Here is a 16,554-nt window from a genome sequence, read left to right as displayed (position 1 = left end):
TCAGTCCTTGCCGTGGCGGCTGGCGGGTTTGCGCGCCGGCCAGCGCGGCAGGGCGGGGATCTCCAGCACATCGCCCGGCACGACGGCCGAGGCGAGCCAGATCAGGTCACGCCGCGCCATGGCGATGCAGCCCGCGGTCGGAAAGCCCGGCCGGCGCCATTGATGCAGGAAGATCGCCGAGCCCATGCCGGGCCTGGCCTGCGGCCAGTTCCAATCCGTCACCAGCACGATGTCGTAAAGCGGATCGGCGCGCCGCATCGCCTCGTGGCTGGGGCCGAAGGGCGCGCGCACCGGGTGGTTATAGGCGGCATGGTCCGAGGCGTCGCACCACAGATCCCCCGGCAGGATCGGCCGCGCCCAGCCGTTCGGCCGCGCCACCCGGTCGGGGCGATAGAGCAGGCCGACGATGCGATGCCGGCCGATGGGCGTCGCGCCGTCGCCTTCGCGCTTGTCGGCCCGGATGCCGCCGCGCCCGACCGCGCAGGGGATGATCCGCGACCCCGCCCGCAGCCCCATGGGCGTCAAGAGCAGCCTCACAGCAGATGGCCCGATTTCGCGGCCTTCACGTCCAGATAGCCGGTATTGTGGCGGTTGCGGGGCGTGATCAGCGGCACGCGCTCGGCCACGCGGATGCCATGGCCCTCCAGCATGGCGACCTTTTTCGGGTTGTTGGTCATCAGCCGAACTGCGCCGAAGCCCATCTTCTTCAGGATGCCGGCGCCGATGCGGAAATCGCGCTCGTCATCCTCGAAACCCAGGCGGTGATTGGCCTCGACCGTGTCGAAGCCCTGATTTTGCAGCGCATAGGCGCGCATCTTGTTGGCCAGCCCGATGCCGCGCCCCTCTTGGTTCAGATAAAGCAGCACGCCTTCGCCCGCCTGACCCATGGCTGCCAGCGCGGCATGAAGCTGCGGCCCGCAATCGCATTTCAGGCTGCCCAGCACGTCTCCGGTGAAGCAGGCCGAATGCAGCCGCGCCAGAACCGGAGCCTCGCGCGAGGGGGCGCCGATCTCGACCGCGTAATGTTCGGCCTCGCCATTGTCGGGGCGAAAGATGTGCAGTTTCGAGTTCTCGGCCGCCAGCAGCGGCAGGCGGGCGGCGGCGACGGGGGCCATCGCGGCCTCGGTCGCCATCTGCGCCAGCGCCGGGCCGGGCGAAAGCTGCGTCAGCCCCTCGACCGGGACGGCCAGCGGCACCACCAGCACGGCGGGCAGGAGCTGCGCCGATTTCGCCAGCGCGATGCCGGCGCGATGCGCATCCACCGCGCCGCCGCGCGGGCTGCGAAACGGCCCCTTCATCGGCGTCATCAGGTCGCCCGCCGGATCGGCCACGGCCCGCAGCCAGGCCAGGTCGCCGTCGCCCGGCACCTCGATCCGCGCCAGATCGCCGTCATAGACCCGGACCTTCAGCGTCTCGGCGCGCGGTCCGGTGATCGCCAGCACGGCCGGGCCGAGGGCGCGCATGGATGCCAGCCGGTCGGCGCGCAGCGTTTCGACCGCGGCGACGAGCTGGCCGCCGATGACCACGGGCAGCCCCATGCGCAGGTCGGCGCGGGCGCGCGAAAGGGTCTCGGTCAGGGTCGGGATCAGGGTCATCGGGCCAGCATGGTTGAAACAATCTGAAACATAGGGCGGAATTCCGACAACTCCATGTGAGAATTGCTGCAAACCGCTGGACGCTTGCCGCGCCGCGCCACAGTTTTCCGCCATAACGCCAAAGGAGGCAAGAATGGCCGGACTGAAAAAGATCCTGCTGGTCGATGACGAGGACGACCTGCGCGAGGCGCTGGCCGAGCAGCTGGTCGCCACCGAGGATTTCGAGGTGTTCGAGGCGGGCTCGGGCCATGAGGCGGTCGAAAGGACCAAGGGCGCGATCTTCGACCTGGTCGTGCTGGACGTGGGCCTGCCCGATACCGACGGGCGCGAGCTTTGCAAGCGGCTGCGCAAGCAGGGGGTGAAATGCCCCGTCGTCATGCTGACCGGCCACGATACCGATGCCGATACCATCCTTGGGCTCGACAGCGGTGCGAACGACTACATCACCAAGCCGTTCAAGTTCCCGGTGCTTCTGGCGCGGCTGCGCGCGCAATTGCGCACGCATGAGCAGTCCGAGGACGCGATCTTCCAGCTTGGCCCCTATACGTTCAAGCCGGCGATGAAGATGCTGATCGACGCCAAGGACCGCAAGATCCGCCTGACCGAAAAGGAAACCAACATCCTGAAGTTCCTGTATCGCGCGCAGGACGGGGTGGTGCCGCGCGACGTGCTTCTGCACGAGGTCTGGGGCTACAACGCGGGCGTGACCACGCATACGCTGGAGACCCATATCTATCGCCTGCGCCAGAAGATCGAGCCCGATCCCTCGAACGCGCGGCTTCTGGTCACCGAATCCGGCGGCTATCGCCTGGTCGCTTGATAAATGTTGATCCCCGGAACCCGCGCATGGCTGGCGGGTTCTGATTGCGAAGCCCGGTGGTCGGAGGATGCGGCCACATGATGACCCGGCCCCGGTCCAGACCGGCGGCCGGGTTTTTCGCTTGCCCTGCCGCGCGGGGGCGCTTCGCCCCCCGCACCCCCCGAGAGTATTTCTGAAACGGAGAAGATGGGCGGCGGCTTTCCTTGGTCATGGTGGGGGATGGTGGGCGGACCGGGCCGGTCGCGGCGGTGGTGGACAAGCGGTGCCCGCGCCCCTAGGGTCCGTCCCCGAAAAGGAGCTGCCATGTTCACCATCGCCACCTGGAACATCAATTCGGTCCGCCTGCGCGAGGCGCTGGTCGCCCGCTTCCTGACCGAGGAAGCGCCGGACATCCTTTGCCTGCAAGAGACGAAAAGCCCAGTCGAGAACATCCCCCTGGAGGCATTCCGGGCGCTGGGCTACGACCATTTCGTCGCGCGCGGGCAAAAGGGCTATAACGGCGTCGCCATCCTGTCGAAGCTGCCGATCGAGGATGCGGGCGACCGCGATTATGCCGGGCTGGGCCATGCCCGCCATGTCGCCGCGCGGCTGGAGAACGGCGTCACCATCCACAACTTCTACGTCCCGGCGGGCGGCGACATTCCCGATCGCGAGCAGAACGTCAAGTTCGGCCAGAAGCTGGATTTCCTGACCGAGATGCGCGACGTCTTCCATGCCGACCGGCCCGCGCGCTCGATCATGGTGGGCGACCTGAACATCGCCCCGCGCGAGGACGACGTCTGGTCGCACAAGCAATTGCTGAAGATCGTCAGCCACACGCCCATCGAGGTCGAGCATCTGGGCGCCGCGCAGGATGCCGGCAAATGGGTGGACATCACCCGCAAGGACATTCCGCAGGGCCTGCTTTACAGCTGGTGGAGCTATCGCGCGCGGGACTGGGACGCGGCCGACAAGGGCCGGCGGCTGGACCATATCTGGGCCACGCCAGATATCGCCAATGCGGGGCACAACAGCCGCATCCTGCGGCCGCTGCGCGGCTGGCAGCAGCCCAGCGACCACGTTCCGGTGCTGGCCAGCTTCGATCTATGAGCCGTCGGGGCGCCGCGCGGCCAGCCGAATCTTGCATCGCGCCGGCCGCTGCGCCATCTAGGGGGCAACCCTTTCGCATGAGGAATTCCGATGCTCGAGCTTGGCTCCGCCCCAAAAGATGCCGCCCCCGCCGATATCATCAAGGACGTGACCGAGGCGACCTTCATGGCCGATGTGGTCGAGGCCTCGATGAAGGTGCCGGTCATCGTCGATTTCTGGGCTCCCTGGTGCGGCCCCTGCAAGACGCTGGGCCCGCAGCTCGAGGCCGAGGTCGCCCGCCACAAGGGCCGCATCCGCATGGCCAAGGTCAACGTGGACGAGAACCAGATGATCGCCGGCCAGTTGCGGGTGCAGTCGATCCCGACGGTCTATGCCTTCTTCCAGGGTCAGCCGGTCGACGGCTTCCAGGGCGCGATCCCGCAAAGCCAGATCAAGCAGTTCGTCGAGAAGCTGGTGGCCATGGGCGGCGATGACGGCGGGCTGGCCGAGGCGCTGGAGGCTGCCGAGGCGATGATCGCCGAGGGCGCCCCCGAGGATGCCGCCGAAACCTTCGCCGCGATCCTGGAGGAAGAGCCCGAGAACGCCGCCGCCTGGGGCGGGCTGATCCGCGCCCATCTGGCCGCCGGGGCCGAGGACCGCGCCGAAGAGGCGCTGGCGCAGGTGCCCGCCGCCGTCGCCAATGCCGCGCCGGTCGAGGCGGCCCGCGCCCAGTTGCAGCTGGCGCGGCAGGCCGCGAGCGCCGGTCCCCTGGACGAGTTGCGCCACAAGGTCGAGGCCGATCCGGCCGACCAGCAGGCGCGTTTCGACTATGCCACCGCGCTGCATGCGGCGGGCGAGGTCGAGGAGGCGATCGACCAGCTTCTGGAAGCCTTCCGCCGCGACCGCGACTGGAACGAGGGCGCGGCCAAGGCGCAGCTTCTGACCATCTTCGACGCGATGAAGCCCACCGATCCGCTGGCGCAGAAGGGGCGCCGCCGCCTGTCCTCGCTGATCTTCGCCTGACATGGCGCGCGGCATCGACCTGCCCGAGACCGTCCCGCTGTTCCCGCTGCCGGGCGCGGTCCTGATGCCCCGCACCCGCCTGCCGTTGCAGATCTTCGAGCCGCGCTATCTGCAGATGGTCGAGGACGTGCTGAAGACCCCCTCGCGGCTGATCGGCATGATCCAGCCGGCCGAGGGCGGGCTGGACGCGCTGGCCCAGGTCGGCTGCGCGGGCCGGATCGTGGCCTTTTCCGAACTGGACGACGGTCGGCTGATGATCTCGCTCAAGGCGCGTTCGCGTTTCCGGCTGAACGAGGTGCAGCCCGGCTTTACCCCCTATCTGCGCGGCCAGGTGAACTGGTCGGGCTATGAGACGGACCTGGCTGTCCAGCCCGAGGAGGATCCGCGTTTCGAGCGCAAGGGCTTCATGGCGCGGCTGGGTCGCTATATGGAGCAGCGCAGCCTGTCCACCGACTGGGATGCCGCCGAGGCGTCCGAGGCCGAGACGCTGGTCAATTCGCTGTCCATGCTGCTGCCCTTCGCCCCCGAGGAAAAGCAGGCCCTGCTGGAGGCGCCGACGCTTGCCAAGCGCCGCGTGCTGCTGGAGGGGCTGCTGGAATACGCCCTGCACGGCGGCGACAACGAGGAGACGATCCAGTGACCGACACGACCGAACGCGGCTATGACCGCCACATGCTCGAGGCGCTGGTCTGCCCGGTGACCCATGCGACGCTGCGCTATGACGCCGAGGCGCAGGAGCTGATTTCCGAAGCCGCCGGGCTGGCCTTTCCGATCCGGGGCGGCATTCCGATCATGCTGCTGAACGAGGCCCGCCAGATCCGCGCCTGAGAAAAGGGCGGGCGCACGGACGGCTTGGGGGAGGCCGTGCGCCCGTGCCGCGGTCAGAGCCGGCAGATCTCGGACCGCACCAGGAAGCGCCGCTCGCGCCCGTTATCCAGGCTGAACATGCCGCCGCGACCGGGCACCACGTCGATGATCAGGCGGGTGTGCTTCCAGGCTTCGTATTGGCTGGCCGAGATATAGAAGGGCATGCCGCCGATCTCGCCCAGCTTCACGTCATGCTGGCCGATGCGGAATTCGCCCTGCGGATAGCACATGGGCGAGGACCCGTCGCAGCAGCCCCCGGACTGGTGGAACAGCACCGGCCCGTGATCGGCGACGATCTCGGCCAGAAGCGCCAGGGCTGCGGGCGTGGCCTCGACCTGGTCCGGCCCTGCGGGGGTGGCGACGGGTTCCATGCTCAGCCCGCCATGTCCAGCACCATGCGGCCTTCGATCTGGCCTTTGTGCATCTGGCCGAAGATGTTGTTGATGTCTTCGAGCTTTGCCTTGTGCACGGTGGCCTTGACCTTGCCGTCGCCGGCGAAATCCAGCGATTCCTGCAGGTCCAGCCGCGTGCCCACGATCGAGCCGCGCACGGTGATGCCGTTCAGCACCATGCCGAAGATGTCCAGCGGGAAGTCGCCCGGGGGCAGGCCGTTCAGCGCCACCGTGCCGCCGCGTGCGACCATGCCGATGGCCTGCTCGAAGGCCTTGCGGCCGACCGCCGTCACCAGCACGCCCTGTGCGCCGCCATCGGTCTGTTTCCTGATCGCCGCCGCCGGGTCGGGTTCGGTCGCGGCGTTCACCGTCACCGTGGCGCCCAGCTTGCGGGCCAGTGCCAGCTTTTCGTCGTCGATGTCCACGGCGGCGACGTTCATGCCCATGGCCTTGGCATATTGCACCGCCATATGCCCCAGCCCGCCGATGCCCGAGATCACCACCCAGTCGCCGGGCTTGGTATCCGTGACCTTCAGCCCCTTGTAGACCGTGACGCCCGCGCAGAGCACCGGGGCGATGTCCAGGAAATCGACGTTCTTCGGCAGGTGGCCGACATAGTTCGGATCGGCCACGACGTAATCGGCAAAGCCACCGTTCACCGAATAGCCGGTGTTGAGCTGGCTTTCGCACAGCGTTTCCCAGCCGCCCAGGCAATGCCGGCAATGGCCGCAGGCGGTGTAGAGCCAGGGCACGCCGACGCGGTCGCCCTCCTTGACGTGCTTGACCCCGGCGCCCACGGCCGAGACGAAGCCCACGCCTTCATGGCCGGGAATGAAGGGCGGGTTCGGCTTGACCGGCCAGTCGCCCTCGGCCGCGTGCAGGTCGGTATGGCAGACGCCCGAGGCCTGGATCCTGACCTGGATCATGCCGGGGCCGGGTTCGGGGACCGGCACCTCGTCGATGGTCAGGGGCTTGCCGAATTCGCGCACGACGGCGGCTTTCATGGTTTTGGCCATGAGAGGGCACTCCTTGCAGTTGCTCTTGGGGGAGGGAGGGGGAGGCGTGCCGGGCGCAGGATGACATGCGCCCGGCCATTCCATCAGAAGAAGCCCAGCTTCTTGGGCGAATAGCTGACCAGCATGTTCTTGGTCTGCTGATAGTGGTCCAGCATCATCTTGTGCGTCTCGCGCCCGATGCCCGACTGCTTGTAGCCGCCGAAGGCCGCATGGGCCGGATAGGCGTGGTAGCAGTTGGTCCAGACCCGGCCGGCCTTGATGCCGCGGCCCATGCGATAGCAGGTATTGGCATCGCGCGACCACACGCCGGCGCCAAGGCCGTAAAGCGTGTCGTTGGCGATCTCCAGCGCCTCGGCCTGGTCCTTGAAGGTGGTGACCGAGACCACCGGGCCGAAGATTTCCTCCTGGAAGATCCGCATCTTGTTGTTGCCGCGAAAGATCGTCGGCTCGATGTAGTAGCCGCCCGAAAGCTCGCCGCCCAGGTCGGCCGCCTTGCCGCCGGTCAGCACCTCGGCGCCTTCCTTCTTGCCGATGTCGAGATAGCTGAGGATCTTTTCCTTCTGCTCGCTCGACGCCTGCGCGCCGATCATGGTGTCGCTTTCGCGCGGATCGCCCTGCTTGATCGCCTGTACGCGCTGGACCGCGCGTTCCATGAACTTGTCATAGATCGATTCCTGGATCAGCACGCGCGACGGGCAGGTGCAGACCTCGCCCTGGTTCAGCGCGAACATGGTAAAGCCTTCCAGCGCCTTGTCGAAGAAATCGTCATCCTCGCGCGCGACATCGGCAAAGAAGATGTTCGGAGACTTGCCGCCCAGTTCCAGCGTCACCGGGATCAGGTTCTCGCTGGCATATTGCATGATCAGCCGGCCGGTCGTCGTCTCGCCGGTGAAGGCGATCTTGGCGATGCGGTTCGAGGATGCCAGCGGCTTGCCGGCTTCCAGCCCGAAGCCGTTGACGATGTTCAGCACGCCCGGCGGCAGCAGGTCGCCGATCAGGTTGGCCCAGACCATGATGCCGGCCGGGGTCTGCTCGGCCGGTTTCAGCACCACGCAGTTGCCGGCGGCGATCGCGGGGGCCAGCTTCCAGCAGGCCATCAGCAGCGGAAAGTTCCAGGGGATGATCTGGCCCACCACGCCCAGCGGCTCGTGGAAGTGATAGGCGACGGTGTCGTCGTCGATCTGGCTGATCGAGCCCTCCTGCGCCCGCAGCACGCCGGCGAAATAGCGGAAATGGTCGATGGCCAGCGGCAGGTCGGCGGCCATGGTCTCGCGGATCGGCTTGCCGTTGTCCCAGGTCTCGGCGGTGGCGAGCAGCTCCAGGTTCCGCTCCATCCGGTCGGCGATCTTCAGCATGATGTTGGCGCGCTCGGCCGGGCTGGTGGCGCCCCATTTCTCCTTGGCGGCATGGGCGGCGTCCAGCGCCAGCTCGATGTCGCCGGCCTCCGAGCGCGCGATCTGCCCGATCTCGGCGCCGGTGATCGGGGTGGTGTTGGTGAAATACCTGCCCGAGACGGGCGCCACCCATTCGCCGCCGATGAAATTGTCGTAGCGTTCCTCGAAGGGCAGCGCGTTCACGCCCCGGAAGGGATGCGTCTGGTCGTTCGGCATGATGTTCCTCCTGTCATTCCGGCTCCTCCAGCCGGTTGCACAAGAGGGTGTGCCCTGGGACCGCCTCGGGTCAACGCGGCCAGGCGCGCCGCTGCCCCGATGTGTTTCAGGGGCGAGACAGTTTGCCGGGATTTTCGTCGATGCCCAGCCGCGCCATGCGGCGATAGAGCGTCGCCCGTCCCACACCCAGCGCGCGGGCGGCGGCCGAGACATTGCCCTCGGCCCTGGCCAGCGCGCGAATCACGGCGGCGCGTTCGGCGCGCTCGAACCCGGTGGCGTCGTCCTGCCGGCCCAGCAGGTCCGAGGCCGGGCGCGGGCGCAACTGCCCCTCTTTCTCCAGGCCGAAGGCGCGGCGGGCGGCGCGGTTCGCACCGATGGCCAGGTCGTCCTTGTCCACCGCGATCAGCAGTGTGCCGTCCTCGGCTCCCTCGGCCTCGGGCGCGATGATTCGCGCGCCGGGGAACGAGACGCGGAAGAACGCCGCCTCGATGGCCCGGGCGCTATGCGCGACCTGCGCCGCGATCAGCGCGTTCAGCCGCTCGGTATGGTCGGCGCGGGCCGAACTGATGTCCAGCGCCGCAATCAGCCGCCCGTCCGGTCCCCAGATCGGCGCGTCCATGCAGGAAAGCCCGGCGTTGCGGGCATAGAAATGTTCGTCGCGGTGGATGGTGACCTGCCGCCCCTCGGCCAGGCAGGTGCCGATGCCGTTGGTGCCCTGCACCGCCTCGGACCAGTCCATGCCGCGCCACAGACCCCAGCCGCGAAAGGTGGCGGCGTCGCCCTGGCTGACGCGATGTTCCAGAACGATGCCCTGCGCGTCGGTCAGCAGCAGGTTGCAGCCGGTCGGGCAGACCAGCTGGAACAGCTGGTCCAGCTGCGGCCGGGCCACGGCGATGAAGCGGTCCATGCGCTCGACGCGCTCGGACAACTCGCGCTCGGTCAGGCGGCGCGGCTCGGGCGGCCGGGACGGGTCCAGCCCGTGCTTGAGCATCGAGCGGCGCCAGCTTGCCGCCAGCCGGGTGACGGCGCCGGGCGATTGCGAGGCCTGCACCACGCGGTCCTCGTGGCGGGCTGCGGATGGCGTTACCGGGCGGGTCTCGGGCAAGGCGTCCTCCCCTTCCTTACGCGATGGCGGGATTATTGCCCGTCCGGGCGCCGCGGGGCAAGCAATGCTTTCGTGAAGCGCCCGCAACGAAGCACCCCGGCCTTTCGGGGGCCGGGGTGCAGGGGTCGGGTGCCAGGGGTCCGGTTCCGGCGGTTCAGGGCGTGACGGCGACGGTGCCGCTGTCCGACCAGGCGCGGAACTCGGGGCGATACATGTCCTCGACGCTGGCGGCAGGATGGCGGAACTCGCCCGGCGTCACGGCGCGCACGATATAGGCCAGCCGGAACCGCTCGGCCGAGGTCCAGGTCAGCGCCGCCGCAAAACGGTCGGCGCGGAACTCGGTCATCTCGGCCGAGGTCTCGGCCTCCAGCCAGTCCAGCGCAGAGACGTCGCCGGCGCGCAGCAGGTTCGGGTTGTCGATCTCCCACCCGGCGGGCAGGGGATCGGCGATGACCAGCCGCCCGCCGCCCTCGGATTGCGGCGCGATCTCCAGCTCGACCACCATGCGCGTGCCCTGTTGCAGGCTGGCGGGGTCCAGCGCCTCGCCCTCCATGCTGTAATAGCGCCGTGCGATGGTATAGCCCTTGCCGCCGGACGCGACCGGACCCGCGGGCTTGCCGGTCGCGGTCAGCGTCACCTCCAGCGCCTGCGTGCCGGTATTGGCAAGGCTCGCATCCGCCGGCAGGCTGGCCACCGGCTGGCTCAGCGCCACGCCGTTCAGCGTCGCGGGCGGGGTCGAGGTGAACAGCGATTGTGCCGCCAGCACCGTCCAGACCGATTCCTGGGTGGACAGGCTGCGGCCGTCCTCTTCGGCCCGCGCGATGCGCTCGGCGATCCGGCTGGTCAGGTCGGTGGTGTCGACGGCCTGCGTCTTCGCCTCGGCCGCCAGTGCCAGCAGCGCGGTGGCGTTGCGCAGCTTGGTGCCGTAATCGGCGCGGAAGGCATGCGGCTCGGGCGCGTCGAGGTTCAGCAGGTTCCGCGCCTGCGTGAACATGCGATCCGCCCGGCTCTGGTCGCCATAGGAGGCCAGCGCCGCGCCCAGATGGGCCGCGCCCATCGGGGTCGAGAACGATCCCGCGGCGGTATCGGCGTAATAGCGCAGGTCGCCCACCGTCGCCGCCCGCTCTCGTGCCAGCACCGCCAGCGCATAGGCCAGCGCCGCATTTTCCTCGGCCGAGGCGGCGCCGGGTTCGGTCGCGTAATTGGCGCGGTTCCTGAGGTTGTCGATGGCCATGCGGAAGGCGGTGTCCGGCACGCGATAGCCTGCCGCCCGCGCCCGCGACAGGAAGTCGGTGACATAGGCTTCCAGCCACAGATCGCCCGAATCGGCATACCACAGCCCGAATCCGCCATTCGAGCCCTGGCGGGTCAGGATCTCGGTGATGGCCTTCTGGACCTGCTCGGCCGTGTTTTCGCTGGCCACCCCTTCGACGGCGGCAAGGCCGGGCATGTAGATCAGCGGCATGGCGCCCGAGGTCAACTGCTCGGTGCAGCCATAGGGATAGCGTGCCAGCCGCATCAGCGCGCCCGCCACGTCCAGCCGGGCATAGGGGCCGATGGCGACGGTGATCTCGGCCCCGGGCAGCATGGTTTCGGTCAGGCCGGCGGGCACGGTCAGGCTTTGCCCCGGTTCGACCACCAGCCGGTCGCGGCGCTGGATGTCGGCCTCGTTCAGCGCGACGGGAATGGCGATGTCCTTGGTCAGCGCCTGCCCGTCCGGCGTGGTCAGGGTCAGCCGCAGATTGGCCAGCCCCTCGGCATCGCCCGCCGCGACGGGCATCTGCACCTGCGCCTCGGCCTTTTCGGCCAGGGTCACGGTGTCGGCCGGCAGGCTGGTGGTCAGCGGTGCCTCGCCGCCCACCTGCTGGACCGAGAGCCGCATCTCGCCGGCCGGACCCGAGGCATGGGTCAGTCGCAGCCCGACCTGCGCCCGGTCGCCGGGCGCGAGGAAGGCTGGCGCGGTCACGGTCATCACCACCGGATCGCGCACCAGGACCGAGGCATCGGCCTGGCCCAGCCCCTTTTCGGACCAGACGACGGCCATGACCCGCACCTCGCCGTTGAAATCGCCCACCGGCACCTCGATGGTCGCGGTGCCGTCCGCGCCCACGGTCAGGGGCCCCGAGAACCAGCTCATCAGCTTTTCGGTCGGCGGCGGCGCCTCGGCATTGCCGGCAAGGCTGGCATCGCCCCCCTCGCGCAACGCGCCGTCGGGGGCGCCGGTCGGCAGGATCAGCCGCCCGTAAAGATCGCGCAGGGCGACGCCCAGCCGGCGCTGGCCGAAATAATGCTGCGAGGGGTTGGGCGGCTGGAACCGGGTCAGGTTCAGGATGCCCTGGTCGACGGCGGCGATGGTGGCATGCACCGTTTCGCCCGCCGCGCCCTCGACCTTCAGCGTCACCGGGATCGTGCCGCGCGGGCGGGTCTCGGCCGGCGCCTCGATGCTGGCGGCAAGCCTGCGGTCGCCGGGATCGACGGCGGCATGGGCCAGACCCAGCGCGCGCACCGGCTGGCGGTCGCCGGGCTGCGCCTCGCCCAGCGGGCGGATGGCGCTGACGGTGACATAGACGCCGGCGCCCCAGTCGTCGGTCACCGGCAGGTCGATCCGGATCTCGCCCGCCTTCAGTGCCACGGTCTGCATCGAGACCAGCCGGTTCGACAGCACCGAGACAAGGCCCAGCCCGTCGCTGGTCGCCTCGACCTGGACGCGCGCGGTCTCGCCGCTGCGATAGGCGGGCCGGTCCAGCGCCACCTTCAGGCGGTCGGGCGTCTGGGTCCCGGAATTCGCCACCGCGCCCCAGCCCGAGTAGAACTGCACCGAGCTTGGCCCGCCCTGGCCCGAGGCCGGCTCGGCCACCAGCTCATACTGGCCCCATTGGACCTGGACCGCGACCTCGGCCGCGACCTCGCCCGGCTCGGCCACGCCTTCGGCGATGCGGGTGCGCGAGGTGATCACCTCCCAGTTCCACTGCCCGCCCAGCGAATACCATTGGTAGTCGGTGTCGACGCGGTTCAGAACCCAGCGCAGCGGCTCGGCCGCCGGTTTCAGGTCCGGGCCGACGGCGATGAGCGCAAAGCGCGCCTCGGCGTTTTCCGAAACCGTATCGCCCTCGAACAGCGGCCTGATGCCGACGGTCGGGGCCTCGGGCATGACCACGCGGGATTCGCTGCGCTCGACCGGACGGCCGGCGCCTTCGCGGATGTCCAGCACCACCTCGGCCTCGACCGGGCGGGGGCCGAGTTCGCCGGCGGGCGGCAGTTCGATCCGCGCCTGGTAATTGCCCTGTGCGTCGGTCACCCCCGCAGGCAGGCTGTCGGTTACTGGCGCGCTGTCGTCGTCGTGCCGGCCGAAGGCATAGCCGTCGAAACCGTCCAGGCTGCGGGTGGGCGACAGGCGCAACAACCCCTCGACCGGCAGGTTCGCGGCCGGCGCGCCGAACAGCCAATGCGCCGAAAGCGACAGCTCCAGCGTGCCGCCGGCGCGCGCCGGGCCTTCGGGCAGGCGCGGGGTGAAGTCGATGCGCTCGGGCAGGAAATCCTCGACCAGCATGCGCGCGGTGGCCAGCGCCGGGCCGTCCGCCTCGGTGCGCAGCTCCATCCGCCAGGTGCCGCGCGGGGCGTTGCCGGGGATCTGCCAGTTGACCACGCTGCCGCCGGCGCCGGCATCCTGCGCGGGCAGGCGCGTCGCCTCGACCCCGTCGGGACGCAGGATCACCGCGGTCAGCGGCAGGTTTTCCAGCGCCCGGGCCTCGGCATTGCGGGCCAGCACCGTCGCGTTCACCGTCTCGCCGACGCGGTAGGCGCCGCGGTCGGTGGTCACGAACAGGTCGATGGGCGGTGCGGGGGGCTGGCCCTCGACGCCGCGGTCGGAAAGGTCGAATTCGGGGTCCGAGAGCGACAGGAAGGCCATGTCGCGGGGCGCACGCTCGGCGCCCTCGCCCTGCCATTCGGTCGCCGTGACCAGCGCCGGCGCGGCGCCTTCCTTGCCCATGGCGAGGCCCGGCGCGAAATGCGCGATGCCGTCCGCATCGGTCGCGGCCTTGGCCAGCACCTCGTTCGAGCGGCTGATCAAAGCGACCTCGGCCCCCGCCTTGGCCGAGGTGTCGGCAAGGCTGCGCACGGCGACGGTCAGCCCGTCGGCGCCCGAGAAGGTGGAGATCCCGAAATCCGAGATCACGAACCATTGCGTGGCAAGCCCGGTATCCGAGACGTTCTGGTTCTCGATGCCGGCCTCGACGATATAGATGCCGGGTTCCAGCGGGCCGGCCTCGGCGGGAATGGCGAGGCTGGTGGTCAGTTCCTGGTTCAGGGTTTCCTGCCCCATCGGCCTGGCCACCTGCGCCGAGCCCTTCCAGACCTCGCGCGCCATGCGATCGCTGAAATAATCGGCGCGCCAGCTGTCCAGCGGCGTCGCGAACATGTCCTCGGCCATGGCGCGGATCAGGTTGCGGTCGGAAATGCGCAGCAGGCGCAGGTCGATCGTGTCGGCATTGACCGTCACCATGGACAGCCGCTGGTCGCCCGAGGCCGGCAGCACATAGGCGCGGCCGGGAAAGCGGACCGAGGGCGCGCGGTCGCGGACATAGCCTTTCAGCGTCACGTCGCGGGCCAGCGTCTCGCCATCGGCGGCGGGCAGGCCGGCGCGCAGGGTCAGCTCGACATCCTGGCCATGGGTCAGGCCGGCGACGCAAAGCCGTTCGCCATCGGCCTCGACGGTCAGGTCGCGGCCGGGCAGGCGCAGGAATTGCGCATAATCGGTGCCGGAGGAGAGTTCGCGCGACATCACCGCGCAGAAGCGCGGCATCTTGCCCTCGGCTTCGACCTGGGTGTCGGTGACGCGCAGCCCGTTGCGGGCCTGCGATTCCTCGAGCGCCTGGGCGATGGCGTCGTCGCCGGGCGAAAGCCGCGCCGCCAGCCGCAGCGCCGACAGCGCGTCGCGACCGCGGTCCAGCCGCTCCCACGCCATGGCGAGCCAGGACAGCGCCCGGGCCGCCACCGCATCCTCGCCCGCCCGCAGATAGCCGTTGATCGCCATCGAAGCGATGGCGTTCGATGCCTCGCCGTCGCCCTGGTTGCTGGTATAGAGCGTCAGCCGGGCGAGATTGGTCCAGTCGGCGGGCCGGTCATAGCGTGCGACCTCGGCGGCGGTGATCCGCGCCGCCAGCGCCAGTTCGCCCGAGGCTTCGGCAGCCTGCGCGCTGCCCTGCGGATAGTCCGCGCCCAGCGGCGGGTGCAGGGCCGGAAAGGATCGGGCCAGCGATTGCGCGGCGGCCAGATCCTGCGGCGCGACGAAGGGGGCGGCCTTGGCACGGGATTCGGCGCGCAGCCGTTCCTCGGCCGTGGTCGCCACGACATGGCCCGACAGCGCGCCGGCAAAGGCGGTCGCGGAGCCCGTGCCCTCACCCTTGGGGAAGCAGGCGCGGGACCGCTGGTTGTAGGTCAGCGCGCGGCAGTCGTCATTGCCCAGGCATGCCTGCACGCAGGCTTGCAGCGTGGTGTCGAAGATCGGCCCCAGGTCGCCGCCCGGCAGGTCGGTATCGGCCTGCAGGGACAGCCGCCGTTCGGGCAGCGGTGCATCCTGTGCCAGAGCCGCGCCGGTGACGAGAAGCCCGCCCAGGGCCGCCGCGATGAAACCGTGCCAGACGGGATGTGCCATGGCCTTACTCCTATCGTGCTCGGCATAGTTGTGGCACCGGCGCGCGGGCGAGGCAATCTATTCCCATTCCAGTTGCGCATAGGCCGCGGCGGCATTGCGCGCGGTGGTGCTGCGGAAATCGGCCCAGCCTTCCGAGACCGGCTGCATCGCCGCGACGATGGCCGGGATCGCCTGCGACAGCGGCAGGCCGGCGCCGATCGCCTCGCGCGTGGCGTCGCGCAGCGCGGTCAGGTATTGGCGCTGGGGCGTGACCGCCTCGTCCCAGCTTTCCACGACCGGGCCATGGCCGGGCACGATCAGCGCCGGCTCGGGGTCGGGCGGCGCGGCGATCCAGTCGAGCCAGCCCGCAAGCGAGCCGTCGAGCGAGGGCGTCAGGCCCAGGAACACCAGGTCGCCGGTGAACAGCGTGGCGGTCTCTTCGTCCAGAACGGTCATGTCGCTGCCGGTATGGGCCGAGGCGACCGGCGTCAGCCGCAACTGCCGGTCGCCCAGCGACAGCGCCTGCGGGGAATCGACGGTCTGGTCCACCGAGGCGATCCTCGTGCCGGCAAAGGCCGCCGCGCCGATCTGGCGCGGGACCGAGGCCATCCAGCTTTCCGCCCGCCGCGCCACCGCTTCGGGCAGGCGGGCATCGGCGACGATGGTGGCGCCGGCTTCGGAAAACACCTCGGCGCCCAGGATGTGGTCGGGATGCATATGGGTCAGGATCAGGTGGCTTATCGGCCTGTCGGTCACCTGCCGGATCGCGGCGTAAAGCGCTTCGCCCTCGGCGCGGCTGCCGCCGGCGTCGATCACCGCCACCGTCTCGCCGATGACGAAGGACAGGTTGGCGATCCGCCCGCGGTTCTGCGGCGAGATCTGCGCCATCGCGCCCTGATGCACATGGACGCCCGGCGCCGCCTCCTGCACGGTCAGGGCGGGCAGTGCGGCGGTTTCGACGCAGCGCGGCCCGTCGCCGGTCAGTTGCGGATGCCGGGCCAGCCAGTCGCGGGCGACGGGCGCGGCGCGCGCCTCGCAATCCTCGCGCGTGGGGGCGTCGCCGGCAGGCAGCAGGCGGGGCTGGCAGGTGGCGGGCTGGGCCGCCAGGCAGGCGGCAAGGACCAGATGGAACATCCGCTTTCCTTTCGCGCGGCAAGGCTAACACAAGCCCGCGACCCGTGCCATCTACGACCTTTGGCGTGTTGACTGAACGCCCAAGCGGCTTAGCATCGAAACAGCCGCATTCATGCGGTGACCTTGAGGAGGAGGACTCATGGCCTGGACCAAACCCGCGCCGAAGGAAATCGCCTGCGGCATGGAAATCAACATGTATGCCCCGGCCGAGGACGAGCCGGTTCTGTTCTAACCCGCCGGCGATATTCCCCGGCCCGGTCCCCGGCAGCCGGGGGCCGGGCCTGCCGGA

14 protein-coding genes are annotated in these 16,554 nt (G+C 69.5%); 6 read left to right on the top strand and 8 right to left on the bottom strand.

The features are described from left to right. A complete protein-coding gene (locus tag BLT64_RS06050) occupies positions 1–516 on the bottom strand; it encodes a L,D-transpeptidase family protein (protein WP_175474401.1) in 516 nt (171 codons plus the stop codon). A 17-nt stretch (positions 517–533) separates the two neighbouring features. Beyond that, entirely contained in the window at positions 534–1,595 is a 1,062-nt protein-coding gene (gene ribA / locus BLT64_RS06045) for a GTP cyclohydrolase II (protein WP_011748658.1), read from the bottom strand. 133 nt (positions 1,596–1,728) lie between these two features. Here ribA and BLT64_RS06040 point away from each other — a divergent pair, with 133 nt between their 5' ends. The 5 genes from BLT64_RS06040 (at position 1,729) to BLT64_RS06020 (ending at position 5,334) form a co-directional block, all read left to right on the top strand. Next, positions 1,729–2,415 carry a response regulator transcription factor gene (locus BLT64_RS06040; RefSeq protein ID WP_011748657.1) on the top strand — a complete coding sequence of 229 codons (687 nt, stop codon included), beginning with the start codon at positions 1,729–1,731 and terminating at the stop codon, positions 2,413–2,415. A gap of 303 nt (positions 2,416–2,718) precedes the next feature. After that, entirely contained in the window at positions 2,719–3,504 is a 786-nt protein-coding gene (locus BLT64_RS06035; RefSeq protein WP_011748655.1) for an exodeoxyribonuclease III, read from the top strand. Positions 3,505–3,594: 90 nt separating this feature from the next. Next, positions 3,595–4,506, top strand: a complete 912-nt coding sequence (locus BLT64_RS06030) for a thioredoxin family protein (RefSeq protein ID WP_011748654.1) — start codon at positions 3,595–3,597, stop codon at positions 4,504–4,506. Between the two features lies 1 nt (position 4,507). Next, entirely contained in the window at positions 4,508–5,146 is a 639-nt protein-coding gene (locus tag BLT64_RS06025; RefSeq protein ID WP_011748653.1) for an LON peptidase substrate-binding domain-containing protein, read from the top strand. Further along, positions 5,143–5,334 carry a Trm112 family protein gene (locus tag BLT64_RS06020; protein WP_011748652.1) on the top strand — a complete coding sequence of 64 codons (192 nt, stop codon included), beginning with the start codon at positions 5,143–5,145 and terminating at the stop codon, positions 5,332–5,334. Before BLT64_RS06025 ends, BLT64_RS06020 begins: the two co-directional genes overlap by 4 nt. Positions 5,335–5,387: 53 nt before the next feature. On the opposite strand, the gene BLT64_RS06015 is transcribed toward BLT64_RS06020, so the two are convergent. The 6 genes from BLT64_RS06015 to BLT64_RS05990 form a co-directional block, all read right to left on the bottom strand. Next, the gene (locus BLT64_RS06015) at positions 5,388–5,744 is read right to left on the bottom strand and encodes a DUF779 domain-containing protein (RefSeq protein ID WP_011748651.1); all 357 of its coding nucleotides are present in this window, start codon (positions 5,742–5,744) and stop codon (positions 5,388–5,390) included. 2 nt (positions 5,745–5,746) lie between these two features. Next, positions 5,747–6,781: an alcohol dehydrogenase AdhP gene (adhP, locus tag BLT64_RS06010; RefSeq protein ID WP_011748650.1), complete on the bottom strand. Its 1,035-nt coding sequence runs from the start codon at positions 6,779–6,781 to the stop codon at positions 5,747–5,749. 83 nt (positions 6,782–6,864) lie between these two features. Continuing rightward, positions 6,865–8,391 carry an aldehyde dehydrogenase gene (adh, locus tag BLT64_RS06005; protein ID WP_011748649.1) on the bottom strand — a complete coding sequence of 509 codons (1,527 nt, stop codon included), beginning with the start codon at positions 8,389–8,391 and terminating at the stop codon, positions 6,865–6,867. Between the two features lie 106 nt (positions 8,392–8,497). Next, positions 8,498–9,496, bottom strand: coding sequence for a GAF domain-containing protein (locus tag BLT64_RS06000; protein WP_049792328.1), 999 nt, complete (start codon positions 9,494–9,496; stop codon positions 8,498–8,500). 154 nt (positions 9,497–9,650) lie between these two features. Continuing rightward, positions 9,651–15,152, bottom strand: a complete 5,502-nt coding sequence (locus tag BLT64_RS05995; protein ID WP_011748647.1) for an alpha-2-macroglobulin family protein — start codon at positions 15,150–15,152, stop codon at positions 9,651–9,653. Positions 15,153–15,209: 57 nt separating this feature from the next. Beyond that, the gene (locus BLT64_RS05990) at positions 15,210–16,265 is read right to left on the bottom strand and encodes a quinoprotein relay system zinc metallohydrolase 2 (RefSeq protein ID WP_011748646.1); all 1,056 of its coding nucleotides are present in this window, start codon (positions 16,263–16,265) and stop codon (positions 15,210–15,212) included. A gap of 139 nt (positions 16,266–16,404) precedes the next feature. On the opposite strand from BLT64_RS05990, the gene pqqA reads away from it, so the two are divergent. Next, a complete protein-coding gene (pqqA, locus tag BLT64_RS05985) occupies positions 16,405–16,497 on the top strand; it encodes a pyrroloquinoline quinone precursor peptide PqqA (protein WP_024843519.1) in 93 nt (30 codons plus the stop codon). Positions 16,498–16,554: the final 57 nt, after the last annotated feature.

This window comes from Paracoccus denitrificans (assembly GCF_900100045.1).
Classification (GTDB): Bacteria; Pseudomonadota; Alphaproteobacteria; order Rhodobacterales; family Rhodobacteraceae; genus Paracoccus; species Paracoccus denitrificans.
The sequence above is the reverse complement of the archived record's forward strand: the minus strand, read 5'-3'. Positions and strand labels throughout refer to the sequence as shown.

Coding starts and splice junctions, on each gene's coding strand:
- BLT64_RS06050 (WP_175474401.1), bottom strand. CDS start 516: ATGGGGCTGCGGGCGGGGTCGCGGATCATCCCCTGCGCGGTCGGGCGC.
- ribA (WP_011748658.1), bottom strand. CDS start 1,595: ATGACCCTGATCCCGACCCTGACCGAGACCCTTTCGCGCGCCCGCGCC.
- BLT64_RS06040 (WP_011748657.1), top strand. CDS start 1,729: ATGGCCGGACTGAAAAAGATCCTGCTGGTCGATGACGAGGACGACCTG.
- BLT64_RS06035 (WP_011748655.1), top strand. CDS start 2,719: ATGTTCACCATCGCCACCTGGAACATCAATTCGGTCCGCCTGCGCGAG.
- BLT64_RS06030 (WP_011748654.1), top strand. CDS start 3,595: ATGCTCGAGCTTGGCTCCGCCCCAAAAGATGCCGCCCCCGCCGATATC.
- BLT64_RS06025 (WP_011748653.1), top strand. CDS start 4,508: ATGGCGCGCGGCATCGACCTGCCCGAGACCGTCCCGCTGTTCCCGCTG.
- BLT64_RS06015 (WP_011748651.1), bottom strand. CDS start 5,744: ATGGAACCCGTCGCCACCCCCGCAGGGCCGGACCAGGTCGAGGCCACG.
- adhP (WP_011748650.1), bottom strand. CDS start 6,781: ATGGCCAAAACCATGAAAGCCGCCGTCGTGCGCGAATTCGGCAAGCCC.
- adh (WP_011748649.1), bottom strand. CDS start 8,391: ATGCCGAACGACCAGACGCATCCCTTCCGGGGCGTGAACGCGCTGCCC.
- BLT64_RS05995 (WP_011748647.1), bottom strand. CDS start 15,152: ATGGCACATCCCGTCTGGCACGGTTTCATCGCGGCGGCCCTGGGCGGG.
- BLT64_RS05990 (WP_011748646.1), bottom strand. CDS start 16,265: ATGTTCCATCTGGTCCTTGCCGCCTGCCTGGCGGCCCAGCCCGCCACC.
- pqqA (WP_024843519.1), top strand. CDS start 16,405: ATGGCCTGGACCAAACCCGCGCCGAAGGAAATCGCCTGCGGCATGGAA.